This window comes from Amycolatopsis sp. CA-211722, assembly GCF_056828465.1.
This window is the reverse complement of sequence record NZ_CP184752.1, coordinates 4,739,351-4,760,490: the sequence shown is the minus strand read 5'-3', so window position 1 is coordinate 4,760,490 and position 21,140 is coordinate 4,739,351. Positions and strand designations below refer to the sequence as shown.

The 21,140-nt window shown below is 69.4% G+C and carries 22 protein-coding genes; 8 read left to right on the top strand and 14 right to left on the bottom strand.

Features of this window, described 5'->3' with window-relative positions; translation table 11 throughout:
* Positions 1-3 precede the first annotated feature (3 nt).
* Complete coding sequence (locus ACOCEP_RS23025) at positions 4-1,569, top strand: DUF4139 domain-containing protein (RefSeq protein ID WP_482331060.1); 1,566 nt, start codon at positions 4-6, stop codon at positions 1,567-1,569.
* A 79-nt stretch (positions 1,570-1,648) separates the two neighbouring features.
* On the opposite strand, the gene ACOCEP_RS23020 is transcribed toward ACOCEP_RS23025, so the two are convergent.
* The 3 genes from ACOCEP_RS23020 to ACOCEP_RS23010 are packed head-to-tail and all read right to left on the bottom strand — an operon-like array spanning position 1,649 to position 3,527.
* Positions 1,649-2,080, bottom strand: coding sequence for a CBS domain-containing protein (locus ACOCEP_RS23020; RefSeq protein ID WP_126734901.1), 432 nt, complete (start codon positions 2,078-2,080; stop codon positions 1,649-1,651).
* A gap of 47 nt (positions 2,081-2,127) precedes the next feature.
* The gene (locus tag ACOCEP_RS23015; RefSeq protein ID WP_482331059.1) at positions 2,128-2,610 is read right to left on the bottom strand and encodes a hypothetical protein; all 483 of its coding nucleotides are present in this window, start codon (positions 2,608-2,610) and stop codon (positions 2,128-2,130) included.
* Positions 2,607-3,527, bottom strand: a complete 921-nt coding sequence (locus ACOCEP_RS23010) for a neutral zinc metallopeptidase (RefSeq protein WP_482331058.1) — start codon at positions 3,525-3,527, stop codon at positions 2,607-2,609. The genes ACOCEP_RS23015 and ACOCEP_RS23010 overlap by 4 nt, the downstream gene beginning before the upstream one ends.
* An 85-nt stretch (positions 3,528-3,612) precedes the next feature.
* On the opposite strand from ACOCEP_RS23010, the gene ACOCEP_RS23005 reads away from it, so the two are divergent.
* The gene (locus ACOCEP_RS23005; protein ID WP_482331057.1) at positions 3,613-5,619 is read left to right on the top strand and encodes a prolyl oligopeptidase family serine peptidase; all 2,007 of its coding nucleotides are present in this window, start codon (positions 3,613-3,615) and stop codon (positions 5,617-5,619) included.
* Positions 5,620-5,684: 65 nt separating this feature from the next.
* Here the strand turns inward: ACOCEP_RS23005 and ACOCEP_RS23000 are convergent, their stop codons facing one another.
* Complete coding sequence (locus tag ACOCEP_RS23000) at positions 5,685-5,999, bottom strand: DMT family transporter (RefSeq protein WP_482331055.1); 315 nt, start codon at positions 5,997-5,999, stop codon at positions 5,685-5,687.
* Positions 5,999-6,646 (bottom strand): FMN-dependent NADH-azoreductase, encoded by a 648-nt coding sequence (locus ACOCEP_RS22995; protein WP_482331054.1) that lies wholly within the window; start codon positions 6,644-6,646, stop codon positions 5,999-6,001. The genes ACOCEP_RS23000 and ACOCEP_RS22995 overlap by 1 nt, the downstream gene beginning before the upstream one ends.
* A 92-nt stretch (positions 6,647-6,738) precedes the next feature.
* On the opposite strand from ACOCEP_RS22995, the gene ACOCEP_RS22990 reads away from it, so the two are divergent.
* Positions 6,739-7,326 (top strand): TetR/AcrR family transcriptional regulator, encoded by a 588-nt coding sequence (locus tag ACOCEP_RS22990; RefSeq protein WP_482331053.1) that lies wholly within the window; start codon positions 6,739-6,741, stop codon positions 7,324-7,326.
* Here ACOCEP_RS22990 and ACOCEP_RS22985 read toward each other — a convergent pair whose 3' ends face one another.
* Complete coding sequence (locus tag ACOCEP_RS22985) at positions 7,327-7,725, bottom strand: SRPBCC family protein (RefSeq protein ID WP_482331052.1); 399 nt, start codon at positions 7,723-7,725, stop codon at positions 7,327-7,329.
* Between the two features lie 55 nt (positions 7,726-7,780).
* On the opposite strand from ACOCEP_RS22985, the gene ACOCEP_RS22980 reads away from it, so the two are divergent.
* The 3 genes from ACOCEP_RS22980 to ACOCEP_RS22970 are packed head-to-tail and all read left to right on the top strand — an operon-like array spanning position 7,781 to position 9,844.
* Positions 7,781-8,380, top strand: coding sequence for a CGNR zinc finger domain-containing protein (locus ACOCEP_RS22980; protein WP_482331051.1), 600 nt, complete (start codon positions 7,781-7,783; stop codon positions 8,378-8,380).
* An 18-nt stretch (positions 8,381-8,398) separates the two neighbouring features.
* Positions 8,399-9,448, top strand: coding sequence for a DUF2293 domain-containing protein (locus ACOCEP_RS22975; RefSeq protein ID WP_482331050.1), 1,050 nt, complete (start codon positions 8,399-8,401; stop codon positions 9,446-9,448).
* 39 nt (positions 9,449-9,487) lie between these two features.
* Positions 9,488-9,844 carry a DoxX family protein gene (locus ACOCEP_RS22970; RefSeq protein WP_482331049.1) on the top strand — a complete coding sequence of 119 codons (357 nt, stop codon included), beginning with the start codon at positions 9,488-9,490 and terminating at the stop codon, positions 9,842-9,844.
* On the opposite strand, the gene ACOCEP_RS22965 is transcribed toward ACOCEP_RS22970, so the two are convergent.
* The 4 genes from ACOCEP_RS22965 to ACOCEP_RS22950 all read right to left on the bottom strand — a co-directional run bounded on the left by ACOCEP_RS22965 (position 9,832) and on the right by ACOCEP_RS22950 (position 14,695).
* A complete protein-coding gene (locus ACOCEP_RS22965) occupies positions 9,832-10,482 on the bottom strand; it encodes a hypothetical protein (protein ID WP_482331048.1) in 651 nt (216 codons plus the stop codon). The two genes, ACOCEP_RS22970 and ACOCEP_RS22965, sit on opposite strands and share 13 nt — an antisense overlap.
* A gap of 80 nt (positions 10,483-10,562) precedes the next feature.
* Positions 10,563-13,379: a vitamin B12-dependent ribonucleotide reductase gene (locus ACOCEP_RS22960; protein WP_482331047.1), complete on the bottom strand. Its 2,817-nt coding sequence runs from the start codon at positions 13,377-13,379 to the stop codon at positions 10,563-10,565.
* A gap of 34 nt (positions 13,380-13,413) precedes the next feature.
* Positions 13,414-13,902, bottom strand: a complete 489-nt coding sequence (gene nrdR, locus ACOCEP_RS22955; protein WP_482331046.1) for a transcriptional regulator NrdR — start codon at positions 13,900-13,902, stop codon at positions 13,414-13,416.
* Positions 13,903-14,200: 298 nt separating this feature from the next.
* Positions 14,201-14,695: a LysM peptidoglycan-binding domain-containing protein gene (locus ACOCEP_RS22950; protein WP_482331045.1), complete on the bottom strand. Its 495-nt coding sequence runs from the start codon at positions 14,693-14,695 to the stop codon at positions 14,201-14,203.
* Between the two features lie 317 nt (positions 14,696-15,012).
* Between ACOCEP_RS22950 and lexA the strand changes: the two genes are divergently transcribed.
* On the top strand, positions 15,013-15,729 hold the full coding sequence (lexA, locus tag ACOCEP_RS22945) for a transcriptional repressor LexA (protein ID WP_037343289.1): 717 nt from the start codon (positions 15,013-15,015) through the stop codon (positions 15,727-15,729).
* A gap of 76 nt (positions 15,730-15,805) precedes the next feature.
* Here lexA and ACOCEP_RS22940 read toward each other — a convergent pair whose 3' ends face one another.
* The 3 genes from ACOCEP_RS22940 to ACOCEP_RS22930 form a co-directional block, all read right to left on the bottom strand.
* Complete coding sequence (locus tag ACOCEP_RS22940; RefSeq protein WP_482331043.1) at positions 15,806-16,819, bottom strand: hypothetical protein; 1,014 nt, start codon at positions 16,817-16,819, stop codon at positions 15,806-15,808.
* 209 nt (positions 16,820-17,028) lie between these two features.
* Positions 17,029-18,465 carry a GTPase HflX gene (hflX, locus tag ACOCEP_RS22935; protein ID WP_482331042.1) on the bottom strand — a complete coding sequence of 479 codons (1,437 nt, stop codon included), beginning with the start codon at positions 18,463-18,465 and terminating at the stop codon, positions 17,029-17,031.
* Between the two features lie 43 nt (positions 18,466-18,508).
* Positions 18,509-19,006, bottom strand: a complete 498-nt coding sequence (locus tag ACOCEP_RS22930; RefSeq protein ID WP_482331041.1) for an ArsR/SmtB family transcription factor — start codon at positions 19,004-19,006, stop codon at positions 18,509-18,511.
* A gap of 61 nt (positions 19,007-19,067) precedes the next feature.
* Between ACOCEP_RS22930 and ACOCEP_RS22925 the strand changes: the two genes are divergently transcribed.
* On the top strand, positions 19,068-20,312 hold the full coding sequence (locus ACOCEP_RS22925; RefSeq protein ID WP_482331040.1) for an MFS transporter: 1,245 nt from the start codon (positions 19,068-19,070) through the stop codon (positions 20,310-20,312).
* Here ACOCEP_RS22925 and dapF read toward each other — a convergent pair.
* Entirely contained in the window at positions 20,309-21,133 is an 825-nt protein-coding gene (gene dapF / locus ACOCEP_RS22920) for a diaminopimelate epimerase (protein WP_482331039.1), read from the bottom strand. The two genes, ACOCEP_RS22925 and dapF, sit on opposite strands and share 4 nt — an antisense overlap.
* Positions 21,134-21,140 lie beyond the last annotated feature (7 nt).

Sequence of the window (21,140 nt, the reverse complement as noted above, 5' to 3'; positions counted from 1 at the left end):
GGCATGCCGAGCACCCTGGAAGCACCGATCGTCGCCGTCACCGTCTACCCGCACCACGCCCGGATCACCAGGCGGGCTTCGGCCGCCCTCGACGGCGAAACGCGCTTCGCCTTCGCGGGCCTGCCGTGGAACCTGGACACCGACTCGGTCCGTGTCACCGGTTCCGGCCCGGCGGTGATCGCCGGGGTCGACGTCGCCGTCGAGCGCCATCCCGCGCCCGCGGACGCCTCCCTGCGCGCGCTGACCGAACAGCGCAAGGCCGATCAGGCGGTGGTCGACGAGGTCGCGGACGCCGTCGCCGCGGAAACCGCGAAAGTCGATCTGCTGACCGGATTGGCGGCACGCAGCGGCAAAAGTTTCGCGAAGGCGCTCGCGGCGGGTACGGCCGAGCCGCCCCGGGTCGCCGAAGTCACCGACGCGCTCGGCACGCAATTGGCCGAGGCACTCGGAAAGCGGCGTGAACTCGGCATCCGCCTCGGCCGGCTCCGCGACGACCTCAAGGCGCTCGACCGCGAGATCGAGGCGAAACAAGGGACGTCCGAAGTGGACAGCGCGACGGTCACGGTCGAGCTGGAGCCCCAGGAGGACGGCGCGGAGATCGGCCTCGAACTGTCCTATGTGGTCGCGAACGCGAGCTGGGAGCCGGGTTACGACGTGCGCGTTCGCGGTGAGGACGTCTCGCTGACCTGGTACGGGCGGATCACCCAGCACACCGGCGAGGACTGGCCCGAATGCGAGCTGGCCCTCTCCACCGCGCGACCGGCGAACACCGTGGAAGTACCGGAACTCGACCCCTGGTTCCTCGACCGCGTGCGCGAGTACAAGCCGTCGATGACGCGCGCGGCGTACGGCAGCGCGGCGCCCGCGGGCGGCGGGATCCCGGAGTCGGTGGGCATGGCGGCCCCCGCCGCGCCCGCGATGGCGGCGCGGACGGCGTCCGTCGAACAGGGCACCACCGCGGTCACCTACCGGCCCGGCCGTCCGGTGGCGGTCCCCTCGGGGGCGCAGGGTCACCGCACGACGCTCGCGCACCTGGAGCTGACGGCGAAACTGGGCTACGTCACCGCTCCGGCGGTGTCCCCGGAGGCGTTCCTGAGGGCGACCGTGGTCAACACTTCGGAGCACACGCTGCGGCCGGGGAAGGCTTCGGTGTTCCACGAGACGGAGTTCGTCGGCACCACACGGCTGGACGTCTGGGCGCCGGGCGAGGAGCTCGAACTCGCCCTCGGCGTGGACGACCGGATCCGGATCGAGCGCGAGCTCACGCACCGCACGGCGAGCAAGGCGACGCTGTCCGGCGTCCGCAAACGGGAAGCCGCCTACACCACGACGATCGTCAACCACAGCCCCCGCGAAGCGGTGGTGACCGTGCTGGACCAGGCGCCGGTCTCGCGGGACGACGCGATCACCGTCCGGGACGTGCGCACCACGCCGGAGCCGGTGGAGCGGACCGAGCTGGGCGAGTTCACCTGGCGGCTGACGCTCGCTCCGGGCGGGAAGGGTGTCGTGACGCTCGGGTACCGGGTGGACGTCGCGAAGGGTGTCGAGTTGTCGGGGTGGCGGGAGTAGCCGTCCCGGATGTCATGAAAGGGTCGTTCAGGACGTTTTTCGTCCTGAACGACCCTTTCATGACACTTGGGAGCGTGGATCAGCCCTGCGAGATGTACGCCTCCAGCTGTTCCTGGCTTTTCTCCAGTTGCTCCATCCGGGTCTTCACGACGTCGCCGATGCTCACGATCCCGGCGAGCCTGCCGTCCACGACGACCGGGACGTGCCGGATACGGCGTTCGGTCATCAGGACCGACAGCTGATCGACCGAGTCCTCGGGGGTGCAGCTCGCGACCATCTTCGTCATGATCGCGGACACCGATCCGTCGAGCAGCTGGGGCCCGCGCTCGTTGAGCCGGCGCACCACGTCCCGTTCGGAGACGATCCCGACGATCGCGCCATCGGCGTCGACGACCACCAGCGCGCCCACGTTGTGCTCCGCCAGTCTTTCGAGCAGCTCGGTGACGTTCGTCTCCGGCGAGACGGTCGCGACGGCCGCCCCCTTGGTCCGCAACAGATCGGAAATCCGCATACGCGCTCCTCCCGGATGGGTGACCTGAGTCACTCCAGGTTATGGCCTCACCGCCCTGCGCGAAAGTCCGGAGAGTCCGGTTCGAGACCGAGGCGGGTCGCGAGCGCGTCGTACGCCTGGATGATCCCGGTGCCGTACGGGTCGTCGCCGAGCGCGCCGAGGGTGCGCCGCCCGAGCTCCCACTGGGCCTTCGCGGACTCGTGATCACCGAGTTTGCGGTGATCCTCGGCGAGGTTCAGGTGCAGCGACGGGTAGAAGCCGCGCACGGCCAGCGTCGCGTGGTACTCCTTGGCGCGTTCGTCGGTGAGCGAATCGGCCGCGGCGAGCGCGCGGAGGTCCCAGGCGAGTTCGTCGGCCGGATCGTCCTGGACATCGGCCATGTAGTGCGCGAGCGCGCACCGGTGCAGCGGGTCGCCGTCCTCACCGATCCGTTCCCACAACGCCGCGAACTTTGCGCGCGCGCCGGCGCGGTCACCGGAGATGTGCAGCTGGAGGCCGGTGTTGATCTCGGCCATCACTTCGTCGCTCATTTGACGTCCGAAGCCGGGGCCGCCCACGTGTTGCACGCTGACGTCGTCTTCCCGGAATACCCGGCCTTCGCCCATTTCAGCTGGTTACGACGGCTGCCGTGGGTGTCGCTGTCGTCGGCGCGGCCGTAGTCGTCGAGGGCGGCGTTGGCCAGCGCCCTGCTGATCGACCCGCGCCCCGCCGCGGCGGCCAGGGCGAGCGCGCCGAAGCAGTTCGCCTGCAGTTCGATGCGGCGCACGAGTTCCTTGTCGGCCGGGCTGTCCTCGTTCGGCGACGACATCTTCTCGGCGGCGGCCGACAGGATCCCGCTGGACCGCTGGACGTGATGCCCGTACTCGTGGGCCATCGTCGCGAGATGGCGGGACCGTTCGAGGCCCGCGTCGCCCAGCATCCACTGGGTCGGCGCGTAGATCGTGGTGTCGCCACCGCAGTAGTAGGCGACGGCCTCGTTCTCGCCCGGCGCCTTCCCGCAGGCGCTGGTCTCGGGCAGCGTCACCTGCACGGTCACCGGCAGCGCGGGCTCGTTCGCCTGGTCCAGGGCGGGTTTCCAGGCTTCGGCGAGACACGACACGAGCGTCTTGTAGTAGGTCTCCAGTTTCGCGGGCTCGCGGCTGATCGCGGGCAGCCGGCAGGTGACCGCGCCGAGCGCGACCCCCTCCGCCAGCAGCGGGTTCGTCTCGAGCTCCCGCACCTCCTTGGGCGCGGGCTTCGCGTTCCCGGCCGGCGCCTTCGCCCCTTCCGAGGTGGCCGCGCCGGGCACCGGGAGGGCCCGGCCGTCGACCGTCCGCGGTCCCCCCGCCATCGCCATCCCGGTGCCGGTCAGTGCCGCGACGATGAGCAGGCCGACCACGGCGGCCCCCGGGTTCCGGCGAGGTGGTGAAGGCGCGAAAGGTCTGGGTACCTCGTCGGCGCCGGTCATGGTGTCCCCCCAACATGCGAGTCCACAGCATACGGAATCCCACACCTGGTGGCGCCGGGATACAGCGCCCGGCGAGACTGTGGGTATGAGCGACGAGGACCCGTACCTGTGGTTGGAAGACGTGACCGGCGAGAAAGCGCTGGACTGGGTGCGAGCCCGCAACGCCGAGGCTCTGACGGAACTGGCGAGTGGCGACCGGTTCGGCGCGATCCGTGACGAGGTCCGCGAGGTCCTCGACGCCGACGACCGCATCCCCTACATCCGGCGGCGCGGCGAGTACCTGTACAACTTCTGGCAGGACTCGGCCCATCCCCGGGGCCTGTGGCGCCGCACCACCCTCGAGCAGTACCGGCTCGACACGCCGGAGTGGGAACTCCTCCTCGATGTCGACGCGCTCGCCGAGGCCGAGGGCGAGAACTGGGTGTGGCAGGGCGCGGCCGTCCTCCGCCCGGGTTACGACCGGGCGCTGGTCGAACTGTCGCGAGGCGGTGCCGACGCGACGGTCGTCCGCGAGTTCGATCTCGGCGAGCGCCGGTTCGTCGAAGACGGCTTCTTCGTGCCCGAGGCCAAGACCAGGATCGGCTGGATCGACCGCGACCGTGTCTACGTCGGCACCGATTTCGGCCCGGGGACGCTGACCGATTCGGGCTATCCGAGGCTGGCGAAGGAATGGCGGCGCGGCACCCCGCTCGAAGCGGCGACGGTGGTCTTCGAGGGCAAGGCGGACGACGTCTCGGTGTCCGCCCACCACGACCCGACCGAAGGCTGGGAGCGCGACTTCGTCTACCGGTCGGTCGACTTCTACCGCACGGAACGGTACGTCCGGACGGCCGCCGGGCTCGACCGCATCGAGGTCCCCGAAGACGCGCAGACGTCCTCGCACCGCGAGTGGCTGCTGATCCGGCTCCGCTCGGACTGGACCGTCGAAGGCACGACGTATCCCTCCGGCGCTCTGCTCGCCGCCGGGTTCGACGCGTTCATGGCGGGCGAGCGTGCTTTCACGACCCTGTTCACCCCGGACGCGCACACGTCCCTGGAGTACTGGGTGTGGACGCACAACCACCTGCTGCTCTCGACCCTGTCCGACGTCCGGACCGAACTGCGTGTGCTCACGCCGTCCGACGGCTGGACCTCCCGGCCGCTCGCCGGCGCCCCGGAACTGGGCACCGCGCAGATCACCGGCACCGACCCCGACGTCAGCGACGAGTACCTGCTCGACTCCAGCGGCTACACCCAGCCGTCGACGTTGAGCTACGGGCACGTCGGCGGCGACGTAGAGGTCCTCAAGCGCGCTCCGGCGTTCTTCGACAGCGAGGGAATGACGGTCTCGCAGTACTTCGCGACGTCCGAAGACGGCACGAAGATCCCGTACTTCGTCGTACGGCCCTCCGGTGCCGAAGGCGGGCCGACGCTGCTGACCGGCTACGGAGGCTTCGAGGTCTCCTTGACCCCCGGCTACAGCGGCGTCATCGGCCGCGGCTGGCTCTCGCGCGGCGGCACCTACGTCGTGGCGAACATCCGCGGCGGCGGCGAGTACGGGCCGGACTGGCACACCTCGGTGACGAAAGCCAAGCGGTACAAGGTGTACGAGGATTTCTCGGCGGTCGCCGCCGACCTCGTCGAGCGCGGCATCAGCGAACCCTCGCGCCTCGGCATCCAGGGCGGCAGCAACGGCGGGCTGCTGATGGGGGTCATGCTGACGCGCTATCCGCAGCTGTTCGGCGCGATCGTGAGCCAGGTGCCGCTGCTGGACATGAAGCGGTACCACAAGCTCCTCGCGGGCGCGTCGTGGATGGCCGAGTACGGCGACCCCGACGACCCGGCGGAATGGGACTTTATCGGGAAGTACTCGCCGTACCAGAACGTCCGCGGTGACGCCGAGTACCCGCCGGTCCTGTTCGTCACGTCCACGCGGGACGACCGCGTGCATCCCGCCCACGCGCGCAAGATGGTCGCGCGGATGCTGGAGCAGGGCCACGACGTGCGGTACCACGAGAACATCGAGGGCGGGCACGGCGCGGCGGCCGACAACGAGCAGCTGGCGCACAAATGGGCGCTGATGCTCGAATTCCTGTGGGGGAAGCTCGCCTGACGTGTCAGGAAAGGGCCGTTCAGGACATTTTTCGTCCTGAACGGCCCTTTCCCGACATCCGGGGCTCACTCGGTCACCTTGGCGAGCACCACCCCTCCCACGATCAGCGCCATCGCGGCGAACCGGCCGAAGCTGAGCGGATCCTTGTGGATCACGACGCCGAACACGATGGCGCCCACCGCGCCGATGCCGGTGAAGACGGCGTACGCGGTGCCGACCGGGATCGAGTCCATCGCCTTCGACAGCAGGTAGACCGCGGCGACACCGAGCACGAAGCACAGCACGGTCGGCCAGAACCGGGTGAAGTTCTCCGTCGGTTTGATGCTCTGCGACCAGGCGACCTCGACGACTCCCGCCAGCAGCAGGATTCCCCAGCCCATCAGACCTCCCTTCCGGCCTTTTCGGCACCCAGGAGCGCCTGTTCACGCGACGCGATCCGCTCGGGGTCACGCCGGCTCAGCCCCGGGTCGACCAGCGCGTTCGTCAGTTCGGAGTTCAGGAACGTGACGGCCCGTACGTCGTAGTGCCCGGCGAAGAAGTCGCGCAGGTAGCGCTCGTGGTGGTCGACCGGCTCGCGCGGCGTACCGGGCAGGTAGGTCCCGCCACGCGCTCCCGCGACCACGAAAGCCTTGCCCGCCAAGGACATCTTCGGGAACGTCACCTGGTCGATCCACAGCTTGAGCGTCGCGGGAACCGAGAAGTTGTACATCGGCGCGCCGATCAGCACGACGTCGGCGGCCAGCAGCTCGGCCAGCAACGGCTCGATGATCGCCCAGGCCTCGCGCTGCTCCGGCGTCTTCACCACCGAGGCGTACCCGGCCGGATCGGTGATCCTCGCCTGGAGGAGGGCGTCGCAGATCTCCGTCCAGGCCTGACCGATCGGCGGCACCGGATCGGCGGCCACGTCGCGGTAGGTGTAGCCCGCGCCCGGGTTCGCGGCGCGCCAGACCTCGGCGAAGCGAGCGCTCAGCTCGCGGGAGAACGACGCGCTGCGGGCGCTGGAGTCGAGGTGGAGAAGGTGGCTCATCGGGCCTCCCGGACCAGGAAGCGGACACGGCGTCCACTTGCTTCGCCGGGTACAAGTGGACGCCGCGTCCGGATATTCCCTAGGCTGCGAACATGCCGACGGAAGATCTGCTCGCGACCGGCCCGGGACGGGAACGTTCGGACGCCGCCCGTAACCGAGCGAAGATCCTGAAGGCCGCCGAAGAGCTCTTCGCGGCACGCCCGGCCGCGGACGTCACCATGGAGGACATCGCCAAAGCGGCCGGGGTCGGCCGGGCGACGCTGTACCGCCGCTACCCGGACCGCTCGGCGATCGCCGTCGCCCTGCTGGACGAGCACGAGCGCGAACTCCAGGAGCGGCTGCTCACCGGCCCTCCCCCGCTGGGCCCCGGCGCGCCGCCCGCCGAGCGGCTGGCCGCGTTCTACGCGGCGATGATCGAGCTGCTCGCGCGGCACGCGCATCTCGTTCTCGGCACCGAGGTCGGGCATTCGCGCTTCACCAGCGGGCCGTACCGGCTGTGGCGCACCCACGTCCGCCACCTCGCCGAGCAGGCGGAAGCGAAGGATCCGGACGTGCTCACCGACGTCCTGTTGGCGCCGCTGGCCGTCGAGGTGTTCCTGCATCAAACAGGCGAGCTCGGCCTGAGCGTCGAACGGATCACCGACACCCTGGCCGAGCTGGCCCGGCGAACACTCTCCTGATCAGGCGGCGAGCCCGTCGACGACGAGCTTCATCACGCCCTGCCAGTGCTCACGCTGCGCGGCGCGCTCTTCCGGGCCGGTGAGCCGCTCCTGATGGAAGACCACGACCGTCTTGCCCGGCCCGGCCGGACGAAGCCCGACCTGGACCGTGCTCTCGTGATCCCAGCCCTTCGGACGCCAGGTGAGGCGGATCTTCTCCTGTTCGCGATAGCCGCGAACCTCGCCGACGGTGCCCTCGGCCGTCTCGTACGGCGCGCCCTTCTCCGGCTCCAGCCGCACATCACCCAGCCAGGTCGCCAGGCCGGGACCCGAGAGGTACTCCCAAACCCGCTCCAGCGGATACGCCACCGTCTTGGAGACGCCGATCTCCCAGCCCGCGTCCTTCGTCTTGCCGATCATCACGCCTCCGCTGTAACCGTCTTACCTGGTTTCTGAAACCGACTATAGTGGTTACATGACTCCGGGAACAAGACTGCTCGTCAACGCCCAGGGTGAGCGGTACCGGTTCGATCCGGGCAGCCTCAGCCTCGAGCTCATGCTGACCGGCGGCCCGGGCCCGTACGAACGCTACGAAATCGCCCACACGCCGGCCGCCCTCGCCGAGTGGTTCACCGGCTCCCGGCTGGCGATGACCGCTCCCCTGACCGACGTCCGGATCCGGCCCGCCGAACTCGCCGCGCTCAAGGACCTGAGGGACACGCTCTACCGCGTCGCACCCGCCCTCGCCCGCGGCGAAGCGCCGTCGGAGGACGACCTCGCCCTACTGAACAGCGGGACCGCGGAAACCCCGCGGCCGCTCGTCGACCCGGAGACACGGCGGCTGGCCTGGGCGCCACCCGTCACCGGGAAACAACTCCTCGGCGCCGTCGCCCGCGACGCCATCGGTCTCGTCGCGGGTGAGCGGTCCGGCCGCGTCCGCGAATGTTCCGCCGACGACTGCTACTTGCTGTTCTTCGACACCTCCCGCTCGGGCAACCGCCGCTGGTGCTCGATGGAGCGCTGCGGCAACCGCGCCAAGATCCGGGCGTACCGCGCGCGGACCGAGACCCCCTGATCGCTACGATTCCCGGCGATGCAGGGTGAAGCGAAACTGGAGCAACGCGTCGTCGAGACGGCGGAAAAGCTGCTGTCCAAACGGAAATCGGTGACCGCGCTCGACGTGCTGGCCGGCATCGGCTGGCTGCCGGAGAACATGCTCAAGAGCTGGCAGCAGGGCCGGATCCCCGACCTGTCCACCGCGTTGCCGGTGAGCGCGGAGAAACTGGAATTCGCCGTCGGCGCGCTTCACCGGTGGACGCGGGAGAAGGCCCTCGAAAGCTCGGAGATCGAGCATGTCGGCGCGACCCGCGACCGGGCGGCGCTCCGGGTGACCTCGGGCGAACTGGCCGGCCTCGAACCGCTGTTCCGGACACAATGGCTCATGCCGGGCCTGTCCGAAGCCAAGCGCGCGCAAGTCGTCGCCCGGCAACGGAAAGCGCCGGATCTCGTCGTCTCCGTGGCGCTGAAGGACTGGACGTGCGCCGACTGCGGCGGCACCGGCGATCTGCTGTTCATGGAGAACGAAAAGCCGCATTGCCTCGACTGCGCCGACCTCGGTCACCTGGTCTTCCTGCCCGCCGGCGACACCGCCCTGACCCGCCGGGCGAAGAAGGCGAGCCGGCTCTCCGCCGTGGTCGTCCGCTTCAACCGGTCACGGAAGCGCAGCGAGCGGCAAGGACTCCTGGTCGAAGAAGCGGCATTGCGCGTCGCCGAGGAACAATGCCTCGCCGACGAGGACGTCCGGGAACGGCGCCGCGGCCGGGACCGCGAACGCCGCGCCCACGAGGACGTCGAGTTCACCGCCCGGTTCCACACCGCGATCACGGAGGCGTTCCCCGGCTGCCCGCCGGAGCGGGCCCGCGCCATCGCCGAACACGCGGGCCAACGCGGCAGTGGCCGGGTGGGCCGGTCCGCCGCCGGACGGGAACTGGCCGAACGAGCGGTGTTCCTCGCCGTCGTCGCCTCGATCCGGCATCTGGACACCGAGTACGACGACCTCCTCATGGCGGGCGTGGAACGGCAGACCGCCCGCGACCGCATCCGCCCCGCCATCGACGCGGTGCTCGAACGCTGGCGTTCCTGACCGCTGTCACGTTCCGGGCGCGGGCCTCGTCCACGGGGCATGTTCACCGCATACCTCATCGTGGCCATCGTGGCGATCGTCCTCAACGCCGGGGCGGCGATCGCCGATTTCGTCCATGCCCCGTTCGTCTTCGAGAATTCCGCCGCCGTCGACGTACCCCGTTCCTGGATCGTGCCCCTGGGCCTGGTGAAAGCCGCGGGCGCGGCGGGGCTGGTCCTCGGCCTGTTCGGCGTGCCGTACCTCGGGGCCGCGGCGGCCGCGGGGCTCGTGCTGTTCTACATCGGCGCGGTCGTCGCGCATGTCCGCGCCCGCGTTTTCGGCAACATGGTCGTCCCGGGCGGACTCCTAGCGCTGTCCGCGGTCGTCCTGGTCCTGGATCTCGCTCAGGCCAGGTAGGGACCGAAGTGCTCGGCGACGACGTCCGCGATCGCTTCGGCGTCTTTCGAGCCGTCGACCCGCAGCACCCGGATACCGAGCCCGGTCGCGCTCCGCGCAGCGTCCTCGGCGACAAGCCGGTCTCGCGCGATCCGGTTGCGCTGCGCCCGCTCGGGGTCACTGACCCGCTGTGTCACCGCCCCGGCACGGGGCAGGACACGAAGCTGGTGCTCACGGAACTCGTCCGTGGGCACCAGCACGATCATCCGCCGGGGTGAATCCAGGAGTGGCGCGACCAGTTCCGGGCGCAGCCCCCAGCCCTCGGCGAGGATCGGGCGCCCGGAGACCAGCGCGCGCAGGTCGTCCAGCGCCCATCCGAACCGCAGCGGGAAACCGGCGAGCGTGTCGGCGGCCATCCGTTCGGGTGCCGTCTCGACCCAGACGGTCTCGGGGTCGGGATCCTCGACGGGCGAACCGTTCCGGACGCGATGGGCGACGCGGCGATCTTGATGGGCGCGGGCATCGTGGAAGTCGTAGTGGTAGACGGTGATGCCGTGGCGGCGGGCGAGCAGGCGGGAGACGGTCGACTTCCCCGCCCATTGGCCGCCGCAGATCCAGAGCGCCTGCTTGAGGGTGCCGAAGGGATCAACGATGGTCACGCACGCGCCTCCGGTGTCATGAAAGGGTCGTTCAGGACACATATTGTCCTGAACGACCCTTTCATGACATTCGCTGTGCCCTAACTGCAGCCGGAGGTGGCGCCGCACCCTTCACAGGCGTAGCACGAGCCGGCGGGCCGCATCTTGGTGCCGCAGGTCATGCAGAGCGGCGCGTCGGAGGCGGTGCCGAGGTTCAATTCGACCAGTTCCGCCGTCGAGTGCGCGACCTTGGCCGGCTCCGCGGCCGAAGAGTCCACAGTGGACCGGAGGGCGTCGAGGTCGACGTTCTCCGGCTCGGCGGCGGGTGCCGTGCCGTAGTTCGCCTCGACCTGTGCCGAACGTTCGTCGGCGGTGAAGATGCCGAGCTGCGAACGCTTTTCGAACGGCAGGTAGTCCAGCGCCAGCCTGCGGAACAGGTAGTCCATGACGCTGGTGGCGATGCGGATGTCCGGGTCGTCGGTCATCCCGGCGGGCTCGAAGCGCAGGTTCGAGAACTTCGAAACGTAGAACTCCAGCGGGATCCCGTGCTGCAGCCCGACGGAGATCGACATCGAGAACGCGTCCATCACGCCCGAGAGGGTCGACCCCTGCTTGCCGAGCTTCACGAAGATCTCGCCGAGGCCGTCGTCCGGGTACGAACCGGCGTGCAGGTAGCCCTCGGCGCCGCCGACGGTGAACGACACCGTCTGGCTCGGGCGCTTCTTCGGCAGGCGCTTGCGGACCGGCCGGTACTCGACGACCTTTTCGGCCTCGGGCTCGGCCTTCTCCTTCTTGCCGGTGGACAGCGGCTGGCCGACCTTGCAGTTGTCGCGGTAGATCGCGAGCGCCTTGAGGCCGTACTTCCAGCCCTGGAAGTAGATCTCCTCGACCTCTTCGACGGTCGCCGACTCCGGCATGTTGACCGTCTTGGAGATCGCGCCCGACAGGAACGGCTGCACCGCGGCCATCATCCGGACGTGCCCCATCGGGGCGATGGACCGCTCCCCCACCGCGCAGTCGAACACCTCGTAGTGTTCCTGGCGCAGGCCGGGAGCGTCGACGACATGGCCGTGCTGGGCGATGTACTCGACGATCGCCTCGATCTGCTCGCCCTGGTAGCCGAGCGCGGCCAAGGCGCGCGGGACGGTCTGGTTGACGATCTGCATCGAACCGCCGCCGACCAGCTTCTTGAACTTGACCAGCGAGAAGTCCGGCTCGATACCGGTCGTGTCGCAGTCCATCATGAAGCCGATGGTGCCGGTGGGAGCGAGCACCGACGCCTGCGCGTTGCGCCAGCCGCTCTTCTCGCCCAGTTCGATGCCGCGCTTCCATTCCTGGGTCGCGAGCGCGCGGACCGCGGCGTCGTTCGAGTGGTAGGTCCGCACCAGTTCGTTGGCGGCGGCGTGCTTGCGCATGACCCGCTGGTGCGCCTCGGCGTTGCGCGCGTACCCCTCGTACGGCCCGACGACCGCGGCGAGCTCGGCGGAACGCCGGTACGAAACACCGGTCATCAGCGACGTGATCGCGGCGGCGAGCGCGCGGCCGCCGTCGGAGTCGTACGCGTGCCCGAGCGCCATCAGCAAGGCGCCGAGGTTCGCGTAGCCGATGCCCAGCTGACGGAACTTGCGGGTGGTGTCGCCGATCGCCTCGGTCGGGAAGTCGGCGAAGCAGATCGAGATGTCCATCGCGGTGATGACCAGCTCGACGGCCTTCGCGAACAGCGGCGCGTCGAAACCGCCGTCCTCGGTGGCGAACTTGAGCAGGTTGAGCGAGGCGAGGTTGCAGCTGGAGTTGTCCAGGTGCATGTATTCCGAGCACGGGTTGGACGCGGTGATCCGGCCCGACTCGGGGCAGGTGTGCCAGTCGTTGATCGTGCCGTCGTACTGCAGGCCGGGGTCGGCGCATTCCCAGGCGGCCTGCGCGATCGTGCGGAACAGCTTCTTGGCGTCGACCCGGTCGATGACCTCGCCGGTCGTCCGGGACCGCAGGCCGAAGTCGGCCTCGGTCTCGACGGCCTGCATGAACTCGTCGGAGACGCGGACCGAGTTGTTCGCGTTCTGGTACTGGACGGAGGCGATGTCCGAGCCGGAAAGGTCCATGTCGAACCCGGCGTCACGGAGGACCTTGATCTTCTCCTCTTCGCGGGCCTTGGTCTGCACGAACTCCTCGACGTCCGGGTGGTCGACGTCGAGCACGACCATCTTCGCCGCGCGCCGGGTGGCGCCCCCGGACTTGATGGTGCCCGCGGAGGCGTCGGCGCCGCGCATGAAGGAGACCGGACCGGACGCGGTGCCGCCGGAGGACAGCAGCTCGCGCGAGGAACGGATACGGGAGAGGTTCAGGCCGGCACCGGAGCCGCCCTTGAAGATCAGGCCCTCTTCGCGGTACCAGTTGAGGATCGACTCCATGGTGTCGTCGACCGCGAGGATGAAGCACGCGCTGACCTGCTGCTTCGACGTCGTGCCGACGTTGAACCACACCGGCGAGTTGAAGCTGAACACCTGGTGCAGCAGCATCCAGGTCAGCTCGTGCTCGAAGACCTCGGCGTCGGCGGGGCTCGCGAAGTAGCCGTGTTCGCGACCGGCGTTCACGTAGGAGTGGACGACGCGGTCGATCAGCTGCTTCAGGCTCTGCTCGCGCTGCGGTGTGCCGACGGCGCCGCGGAAGTACTTGCTGGTGACGATGTTCGTCGCGTTGACCGACCAGAAGCCGGGGAACTCGACACCTCGTTGCTCGAAGTTGACCGTCCCGTCGCGCCAGTTCGTCATCACGACGTCCCGGTGCTCCCAGGTGACCTGGTCGTACGGGTGGACGCCCTCGGTGGTGAAGACACGCCGGACGGTCAGCCCGCCGGCCTGCTTCTTCTTCCCACTCGTCCGCGTTGTGGCCGGGTTGCCTGTTCCCACGGTCTCGGTCATGGGTCTTTCCCTCACTCCCACGCGGGAGGCGGCATCAGCCGTCTTTCGCGTCTTGATCGCTCTCGTCCGGTGTGGCAGCCATGGCCTCACGAAGGTCCGAGATCTCCTTCTCGAAGTCCTCGACCGAGGAGAAGGAGCGGTAGACACTGGCGAACCGGAGATAGGCGACGCCGTCGAGTTCGCGCAGGGGGCCCAGGATCGCCAGGCCGACCTCGTGACTCGGGATCTCCGCCAGCCCCGCCGACCGGATCGACTCCTCGACCCGCTGCGCGAGCTGCTGCAGCGCGTCGTCGTCGACCGGCCTGCCCTGGCAGGCGCGGCGCACCCCCCGGACCACCTTGTCCCGGTTGAACTGCTCGGTGACCCCGGATCGTTTGACGACGGCGAGCACCATCGTCTCCGAAGTGGTGAAGCGCCGGCCGCAAGCGGCGCACGAGCGCCTCCGCCGGATCGCCTGACCCTCATCCACCTCTCGGGAGTCGACGACCCGAGAGTCCGCATGCCGGCAGAACGGGCACCTCATCCGCCGATCACCTTCCCCTCCGCGCCGGCCGGCCCCGAATGGACGCCCGTTCCGCCGCCACGCAACGACGAAAAGATCGACATGTGGATCGATCTGTGGACATCCGGTGGGTGAACACCGGCCAGCTGTGGACAACTGGTACCGAGTCTACCCCAAGCTATGGACCAACTACAGCCATGTAACTACTACATATAGCGGTGGAGACTAGGGCGAGGTCCGGGCACGCGCAAGCGCAACGACCGGGTCGGTCAGAGACGGATGAGGAGCTCACCCACGAGGGGTGAGATCGGCATCAGGATCACCTCCCACCCTCCGCGATCTCGGCCGCGACCGGCACCGTGAGCGGCAAACCGGGGACGAGAACGGCATCTTCCAGGGAGTTGAGCTCCTTGATCTTGGCGACGACCGCGCCAGTGTCACTTCCTGGCGCGAAACGCGCCGCGAGATCGGACAGGGTGTCCCCCGCGGAAACGGATACCGTCGTGGTCCGTTCGGGCACCGCGGCACCCGGGACACCGGCCAAGAACAGACCCAATCCGGTGACGACTCCGGCGATGAGCAGAGCCATCCCGACGAGCGACGGCCACCTGAGCGGGAGCCGCCGGGGCGCCGGGCAGGCCGGGGAGGCGGTGGCGACACCGGGACGACGGCCCGCCACGACCCGCGCCCTGGTCGGCGGGCGCAAGGGCTCGGCACGGCCGCCCCGCACCACCCGCACGGGCCGTGCCACCCCTGCCGGAACGGACCTGGGGGAACTGGGCCGCACCAGTCCTCGATCGGCCAGAATCGACATCGGAACCTCCTCGCAACTCCTGCTGCGCTCGCGCCGGGCCGGGACCCGGCGATCAAGATCGAACAAGCGTTCTATCGAACGCCCGTGCGAATGTGTACCACCTCCCACCGACAAAAATCGAGCGACACGGCGTGTCCATCGAACAGATGTTTGAAATCGTCGTCCCGGCGGGCTAACGTCGTTGACCAGGGCGTCTGCTGCGCGGACGCCGCCGGTGCCGTGGGCGGGGAAGATCGTCCGCCACCGGCGAAGACAGCGAAGTCGGTCCGGGCGACCGGGCGAACTGGGAGGCGACGCAGAGATGAAGGAGCGATACGGTGGCTAAGGAGAGCAAGGCGGGGAACGCGCCTAGGGGCTCGGGCAAGGTGCGCGCCTTGCCCGAGGTCTACGAGGTGGACGAGACCCTGACCGTGCGGCAGCAGCAGGTGCTCGACGTGATCAAACTGTGGGTGAGCCGGTTCGGCTACCCGCCGAGTGTGCGTGAGATCGGCGAGGCGGTCGGACTGACCTCCACCTCGTCGGTGTCGCACCAGTTGCAGGCCCTGCAGCGCAAGGGTTATCTGCGACGCGACCCGAACCGCCCGCGTGCGGTGGGAGTGCTCGCCACGACGGACGACAACCCGATGGGCATCGACGTCGAGCAGCCGCAGTCGGCCGCGAAGGCCGCGTACGTGCCGCTCGTCGGCCGGATCGCCGCCGGTGGGCCGGTGCTGGCCGAGCAGGCGATCGAAGACGTCTTCCCGCTGCCGAGGGAGATCGTCGGCGAGGGTGAGCTCTTCCTGCTGAGCGTCACCGGTGACTCGATGGTCGACGCCGCCATCACCGATGGCGACTGGGTGGTCGTGCGCCAGCAGCCCACGGCGGATCCGGGCGAGATCGTGGCGGCGATGATCGACGGCGAGGCGACGGTCAAGACGTTCAAGCGCAAGGACGGCCACATCTGGCTGATGCCGCACAACGAGGCGTACGAGCCCATCCCGGGTGACGACGCCACCATCCTCGGCAAGGTCGTCGCCGTTCTTCGCAGGCTGTAGCCCGGAGCCGGAGCACGCCGGGATCCCGGGTCACCCGACCCGGGTCAGGCTCGGCAGCTTCGGCAGGCCCGCTCGGTCAGGCGCGCCGCTTGCGCAGCCTGCCGACCAGGAGAAGGCCGCCGATCACGACGACCGCGGCGATCCCGACCTGCGCGTACGGGAAGTCGGACCCCTGGCCAGAGCCACCGGTCGCGGAGGTCCCACCCGACGTGCTGCCCTCGGCCTTCGCCGCGTCGACAGCGAGCGCGGCCGCGCCCTTCACCGCACGGATCTGCTCCCCGACGCCCTCCCCGCCGGACAGCAGCGTCCCGTCCGGTTCGAAGGCGATCGCCTCGCCCTGCTTCTCGTTCGGCAGGGGCACGCGCACGGGTTCGCGCTGCAGCGCGCTCTTCAGGTCTCCGTCGGTGACGGCGTAGAGGTAGGCGTCGGTGTAGGTACGCAACGCGACCACCGATCCGTCGGCCATCGAGGCCGCGCCGGTCACCGTCATCGAGCCGATCGACCCGACGGGCCCGCCCGGCGTCGAAGTCTCCTTGATCTGCAGCGACCCCACGCTCTCCAGCGGGGTGGGGCCGGGGCTGGCGAGCGGCCCCGTCGGGCGGTACACCTTCGCGTCACCGAAGACGTCCTTCGTGATCAGGTACGGCGTGCCCGAGCGGTCCATGATCAGCGCTTCGACGTCGTGCTGCCCGTCGGGATAGGTGAGCCGGTGCAGCGTGGCCTTGCCCTGGGGGGTCAGCGAGATCAGCGCGACCGTGTCCCGCTTCTTGCGGTTGTCGCCGGTGTCGGAGAGCCAGAAGGTGCCGTCGGCGGTGCGGGCGAGGTCTTCGGGGTCGTACGGGTCCGTCGCGGCCGAGATGACCTTCTGGACCTTGCAGTCGCGGCCCAGGACGAAGACCTGCGTCTTGGTGCCGCCGTCGTTGAGGGCGTACAGGTGCTCGCCGTCGGAGACCAGGCCGGAAAGCTCGCTGAGCCGGGAGTCGCTGTTCTTGCACACCGGCTGCGGAGCCGGGACCTCCTGCGCCGAGGCGGGAGCCGTCCCGCCGACGAACGCCACCAGCACGACCGCGGCCGCGACAATCCCCCGCACATCCACCTCCGTACCGTGGAACCCCTGAAGCCCCACACTACGGAGACGTCCGGGACGGCGCGCCGTTCGGTACGGATGCCGAGATGGGGCGGAATGTCGCGAAGGCCACTTTCAGCGGCGAGCCAGGCCCGAAGTACGTGAAGGCCCCCTTCACTGCGTCTAGCGCAATGAAGGGGGCCTTCACGTACTTGTTCTCTGCAGTCTTGCCTCTACAGTGCAGAACCGTCCGTCTGGAAATCGCTCAGCGCCGCGGCCAGTTCGGGCCTGCCGCGGACGACCAGGCGCGTCCCGGTCTCGACGTGCTCTTCCTCCAGCACCTCGCCGTCGGCGTGGGCGCGGGAGACGAGTTCGCCTCGCGAGTACGGGATCAGCACCTCGACCACGACCTCCGGCCTCGGCAGTCGCTCCGCGATCACCTCGGCCAGCTCCGTGATCCCGGTGCCGGTCCGTGCCGACACCTGCACCGAGCCGGCCATCTGGTGCCGCAACCGGGCCAGCGACACCTCGTCGGCGGCGTCGGCCTTGTTGATCACCAGCAGCTCCGGTGGGAGCGGCTCGGAACGGCGCTTCGTGATCTCGGCGAGCACTTCGCGCACCGCGTTGACCTGCTCTTCCGGCGTCGGGTCGGAACCGTCGACGACGTGCACGAGCAGGTCGGCGCTCGCCGCCTCCTCCAGCGTCGACCGGAACGCGTCCACCAGCTGGTGCGGCAGGTGCCGGACGAAACCGACGGTGTCGGTCAGCGTGTAGGTGCGGCCGTCGGGGGTCTGCGCCCGCCGGGTCGTCGGATCCAGCGTGGCGAACAGCGCGTCCTCGACCAGCACGCCCGCGCCGGTCAGCGCGTTGAGCAGGCTCGACTTTCCGGCGTTGGTGTAGCCGACGATCGCGACGCTCGGCACCTCGTTGGCCACCCGGCGACCACGTTTGGTCTCGCGGATGGTGTCCATCGCGGCGATCTCGCGGCGCAGCTTCGACACGCGTTTGTTGATCCGGCGGCGGTCGGTTTCGAGCTTCGTCTCACCGGGGCCACGCAGACCCACACCACCGTTGGCGCCGCCCGCCCGGCCACCGGCCTGCCGGGACAGCGCCGCACCCCACCCGCGAAGCCGCGGGATCAGGTACTGCAGCTGGGCCAGCTCGACCTGCGCCTTGCCCTCCTTGGAGCGGGCGTGCTGCGCGAAGATGTCGAGGATCAGGGCGGTGCGGTCGATGACCTTCACCTTGACCTTCTCCTCCAGCTGCCGCAGCTGGCCGGGCGAGAGCTCACCGTCGCAGATCACCGTGTCGGCACCGGTGGCCGCCACGATGTCGCGCAGTTCCTTGACCTTGCCCGAGCCGATGTAGGTGGCGGGATCCGGGCGGATCCGCCGCTGCACCAGGCCTTCGAGCACCTCGGAGCCGGCCGTTTCGGCCAGCCGCGCGAGTTCGGCGAGCGAGGCCTCGGACTGGAGGGCGCTGCCCTCGGTCCACACACCGACCAGAACGACGCGCTCCAGGCGCAACTGCCGGTATTCGACCTCGGTGACATCCGCGAGTTCGGTGGACAGGCCCGCTACCCGGCGGAGCGAGGCGCGGTCCTCGAGCTCCAGTTCGCCGGTCGAAGGGTCCATGTCGTCGTTCAGATCGTTGTGTGTCAATTCCGTCATCGTGCCTCCATGGTCCCACGTTTCGGCGGTGGGACCGAATTCATTACCTGCTGGGATACTTCGACAGGTAGATGGCCGTGCGTTTCGCCTCCGGGTCGACCGGCCGTGCCATGAAGTCGTCGACGAGCTCCATCAGCCGGGTTTCGAACTCGGCGATCTGCTCGTCCGGCACCTGGACGACCAGGCGCGTCTGCTGCACCTCGTCGAATCCCACGTCGGCGATCTCGGCCAGGTAGGCCTCGAAGATCGCCTGATCGATCCCCCTGTCGCGGGAATCAAGATGCCAGGACAACCCGGTCGAGCGATACGGAATTTCTTTCGCGCCGCGGGTGCCGCGTCTCGGCGGGAGCGCTTCGAGGAACCCTGTGTCGACGAGTTTGCGCACGTGGTGCAGCGTCGTCGCGGGGTCGCGATCGAGTCGTTCGGCGAGTTCCTTGTTGGTCAGCGCCTCGGAGAAGGTCAACCGGATGATGCGCAGCCTTATTCCGGAGGCCATGGCGGCGATCTCGGCCTCGGTGGCGGCGCGTCGTGGAGTGGGCACCGGGACAGCCTAGAGCGATAAGTGATTGACAGTTTCCAATCACTCGCGCCAAGGTGGCCTCGTGCGCAGAGACTCCCTCTTCTTCCACGCGGACTTCCGCCGGCTCTGGGCGGGTGACACGGCCAGTCAGATGGGCGCCTTCGCCGGTCACACGGTGATTCCCCTGCTCGCGGCCACCGTGCTGGCCGCCACGCCGTTCCAGATGGGGCTGCTGACCGCGGCCGAGACCATCGCGTTCCTGATCATCGGACTGCCCGCCGGGGTGTGGGTCGACCGGATGCGGCGGCGGATGCTGATGCTGCGGGCCGACTTCGTCCGCGCGGCGCTGCTGCTCACCATTCCGCTCGCCTGGTGGGCGGGGGTCCTGTCGCTGGCGCAGCTGATCATCGTCGCGACCCTCGTCGGCGTCGCGACGGTGTTCTTCGACGTCGCCTATCAGTCGTACCTGCCGTCGCTGGTCGGCCGGGAGCACCTCCTCGAAGGCAACGCGAAACTGCAGGCGAGCCAGTCGGTCGCGTTCCTGACCGGGCCGGGTGTCGGCGGCGGGCTCGTGCAGCTGGCGGGCGCGGCCAACGCCGTGCTGATGACCGGCGTGGGCTTCCTGACCTCGGCGCTGTGCCTGCTGCGGATCCGCACCGTCGAAGCGGTTCCCGAGCAGCACGAAGAGGCGAAGCTGCTCCCCCAGATCGCCGAGGGCCTGCGGTTCGTCTTCACCGATGCCGCCCTGCGCTCGATCGTCGCCTGCACCGCGACGGCCAACCTGGCCAACGGCGCCTTCACCACCGTGCAGATCCTGTTCCTGAACCGGGAACTGGGCCTGTCACCGGCGATCGTCGGCGTCGTGCTGGCGACCGGTGGTGTGGGCGGGATCATCGGGGCGATCCTGGCCGGGCGGATCACCCGGCGGATCGGACAGGCGCGGTCGATCTGGTTCGTCCCGCTGCTGACGTGGCCGTTCCAGCTGCTGTTGCCGCTCGCCGCACCGGGCTGGCGGATCGTGCTGTTCCCCGCGGCGCTGGCGATCGCGGGATTCGGGATCATCGTCTACAACGTCGCGCAGGTCTCCTACCGGCAGGCCGTCTGCCCGGACCGGCTGCTCGGCCGCATGAACGCCAGCGTGCGCTTCGTGGTCTGGGGCATGCTGCCGCTGGGCGGCCTGGTCGGCGGCGTACTGGGTGAGGCGATCGGGGTCCGGGGAACGCTGTGGTTCGCCGCGGCCGGCGAGGCGGCCGCGGTGTTGTGGGTGGTCTTCTCGCCGATCCGGAAGCTTCGCGACCTTCCCCAAGAGCCGATCGCGGTCGGCTAACCGAGCCCGGCCCACCAGGTTTCGTCGAGTTCGCCGCGGGCGACGATCTCCGCCGGGCCGGTCAGCGTGGACCCGCCGCGGCGGACCTCGACCACCACGCGGCCGCCGGGGATGTCGACGGTCGCCGCACCGGTGTCGGTGCCCGCGAGGTGCAGCGCGGCGGCGACCGCGGCGACCGTGCCGGTGCCGCAGGACCGCGTCTCGCCGACGCCGCGTTCATGGACGCGCATCTTCAGCGCGTCGTCCCCCAGCAGGTTGATGAACTCGAGGTTCACCCCGTCGGGGAACACGTCGGAGTCGAAATCGGGCTGGTCGCGCAGGTCGAGCACGTCGACGTCGTCCTCGACGACCGACACCAGATGCGGGTTGCCGACGTTCACCGCGACCCCGGAGAACGGCTTCCCGGCGACCACGGTGACCGAGGTACCGGTGATCGTGGCCGGCCCCATCTGCACGGTCACCGATCCGTCCGTGTGCATCCGCACCGGCCGGTCTCCGGCGCGGGTGCCGATGACGAACTCGCGCTCGGTCACGAGCCCGGAATCGACCAGATGGCGGACGAAGACCCGGACACCGTTGCCGCACATCTCCGCGATGGACCCGTCGGCGTTGCGGTAGTCCATGAACCATTCGCCGCCGGACTCGATGCCCAGTGCGGCCGAGCGCACGATCCGGAGCACACCGTCGGCGCCGAGACCACGCTGGCGGTCGCACAGCGCCGCCACGCGCGCTTCGGTCAGCTCGAGGCGGCCGTCGGGGTCGGGAAGCAGCACGAAATCGTTCTGTGTGCCGTGTCCCTTAAGGAATTCGATGCCGCCCATGGCCGCA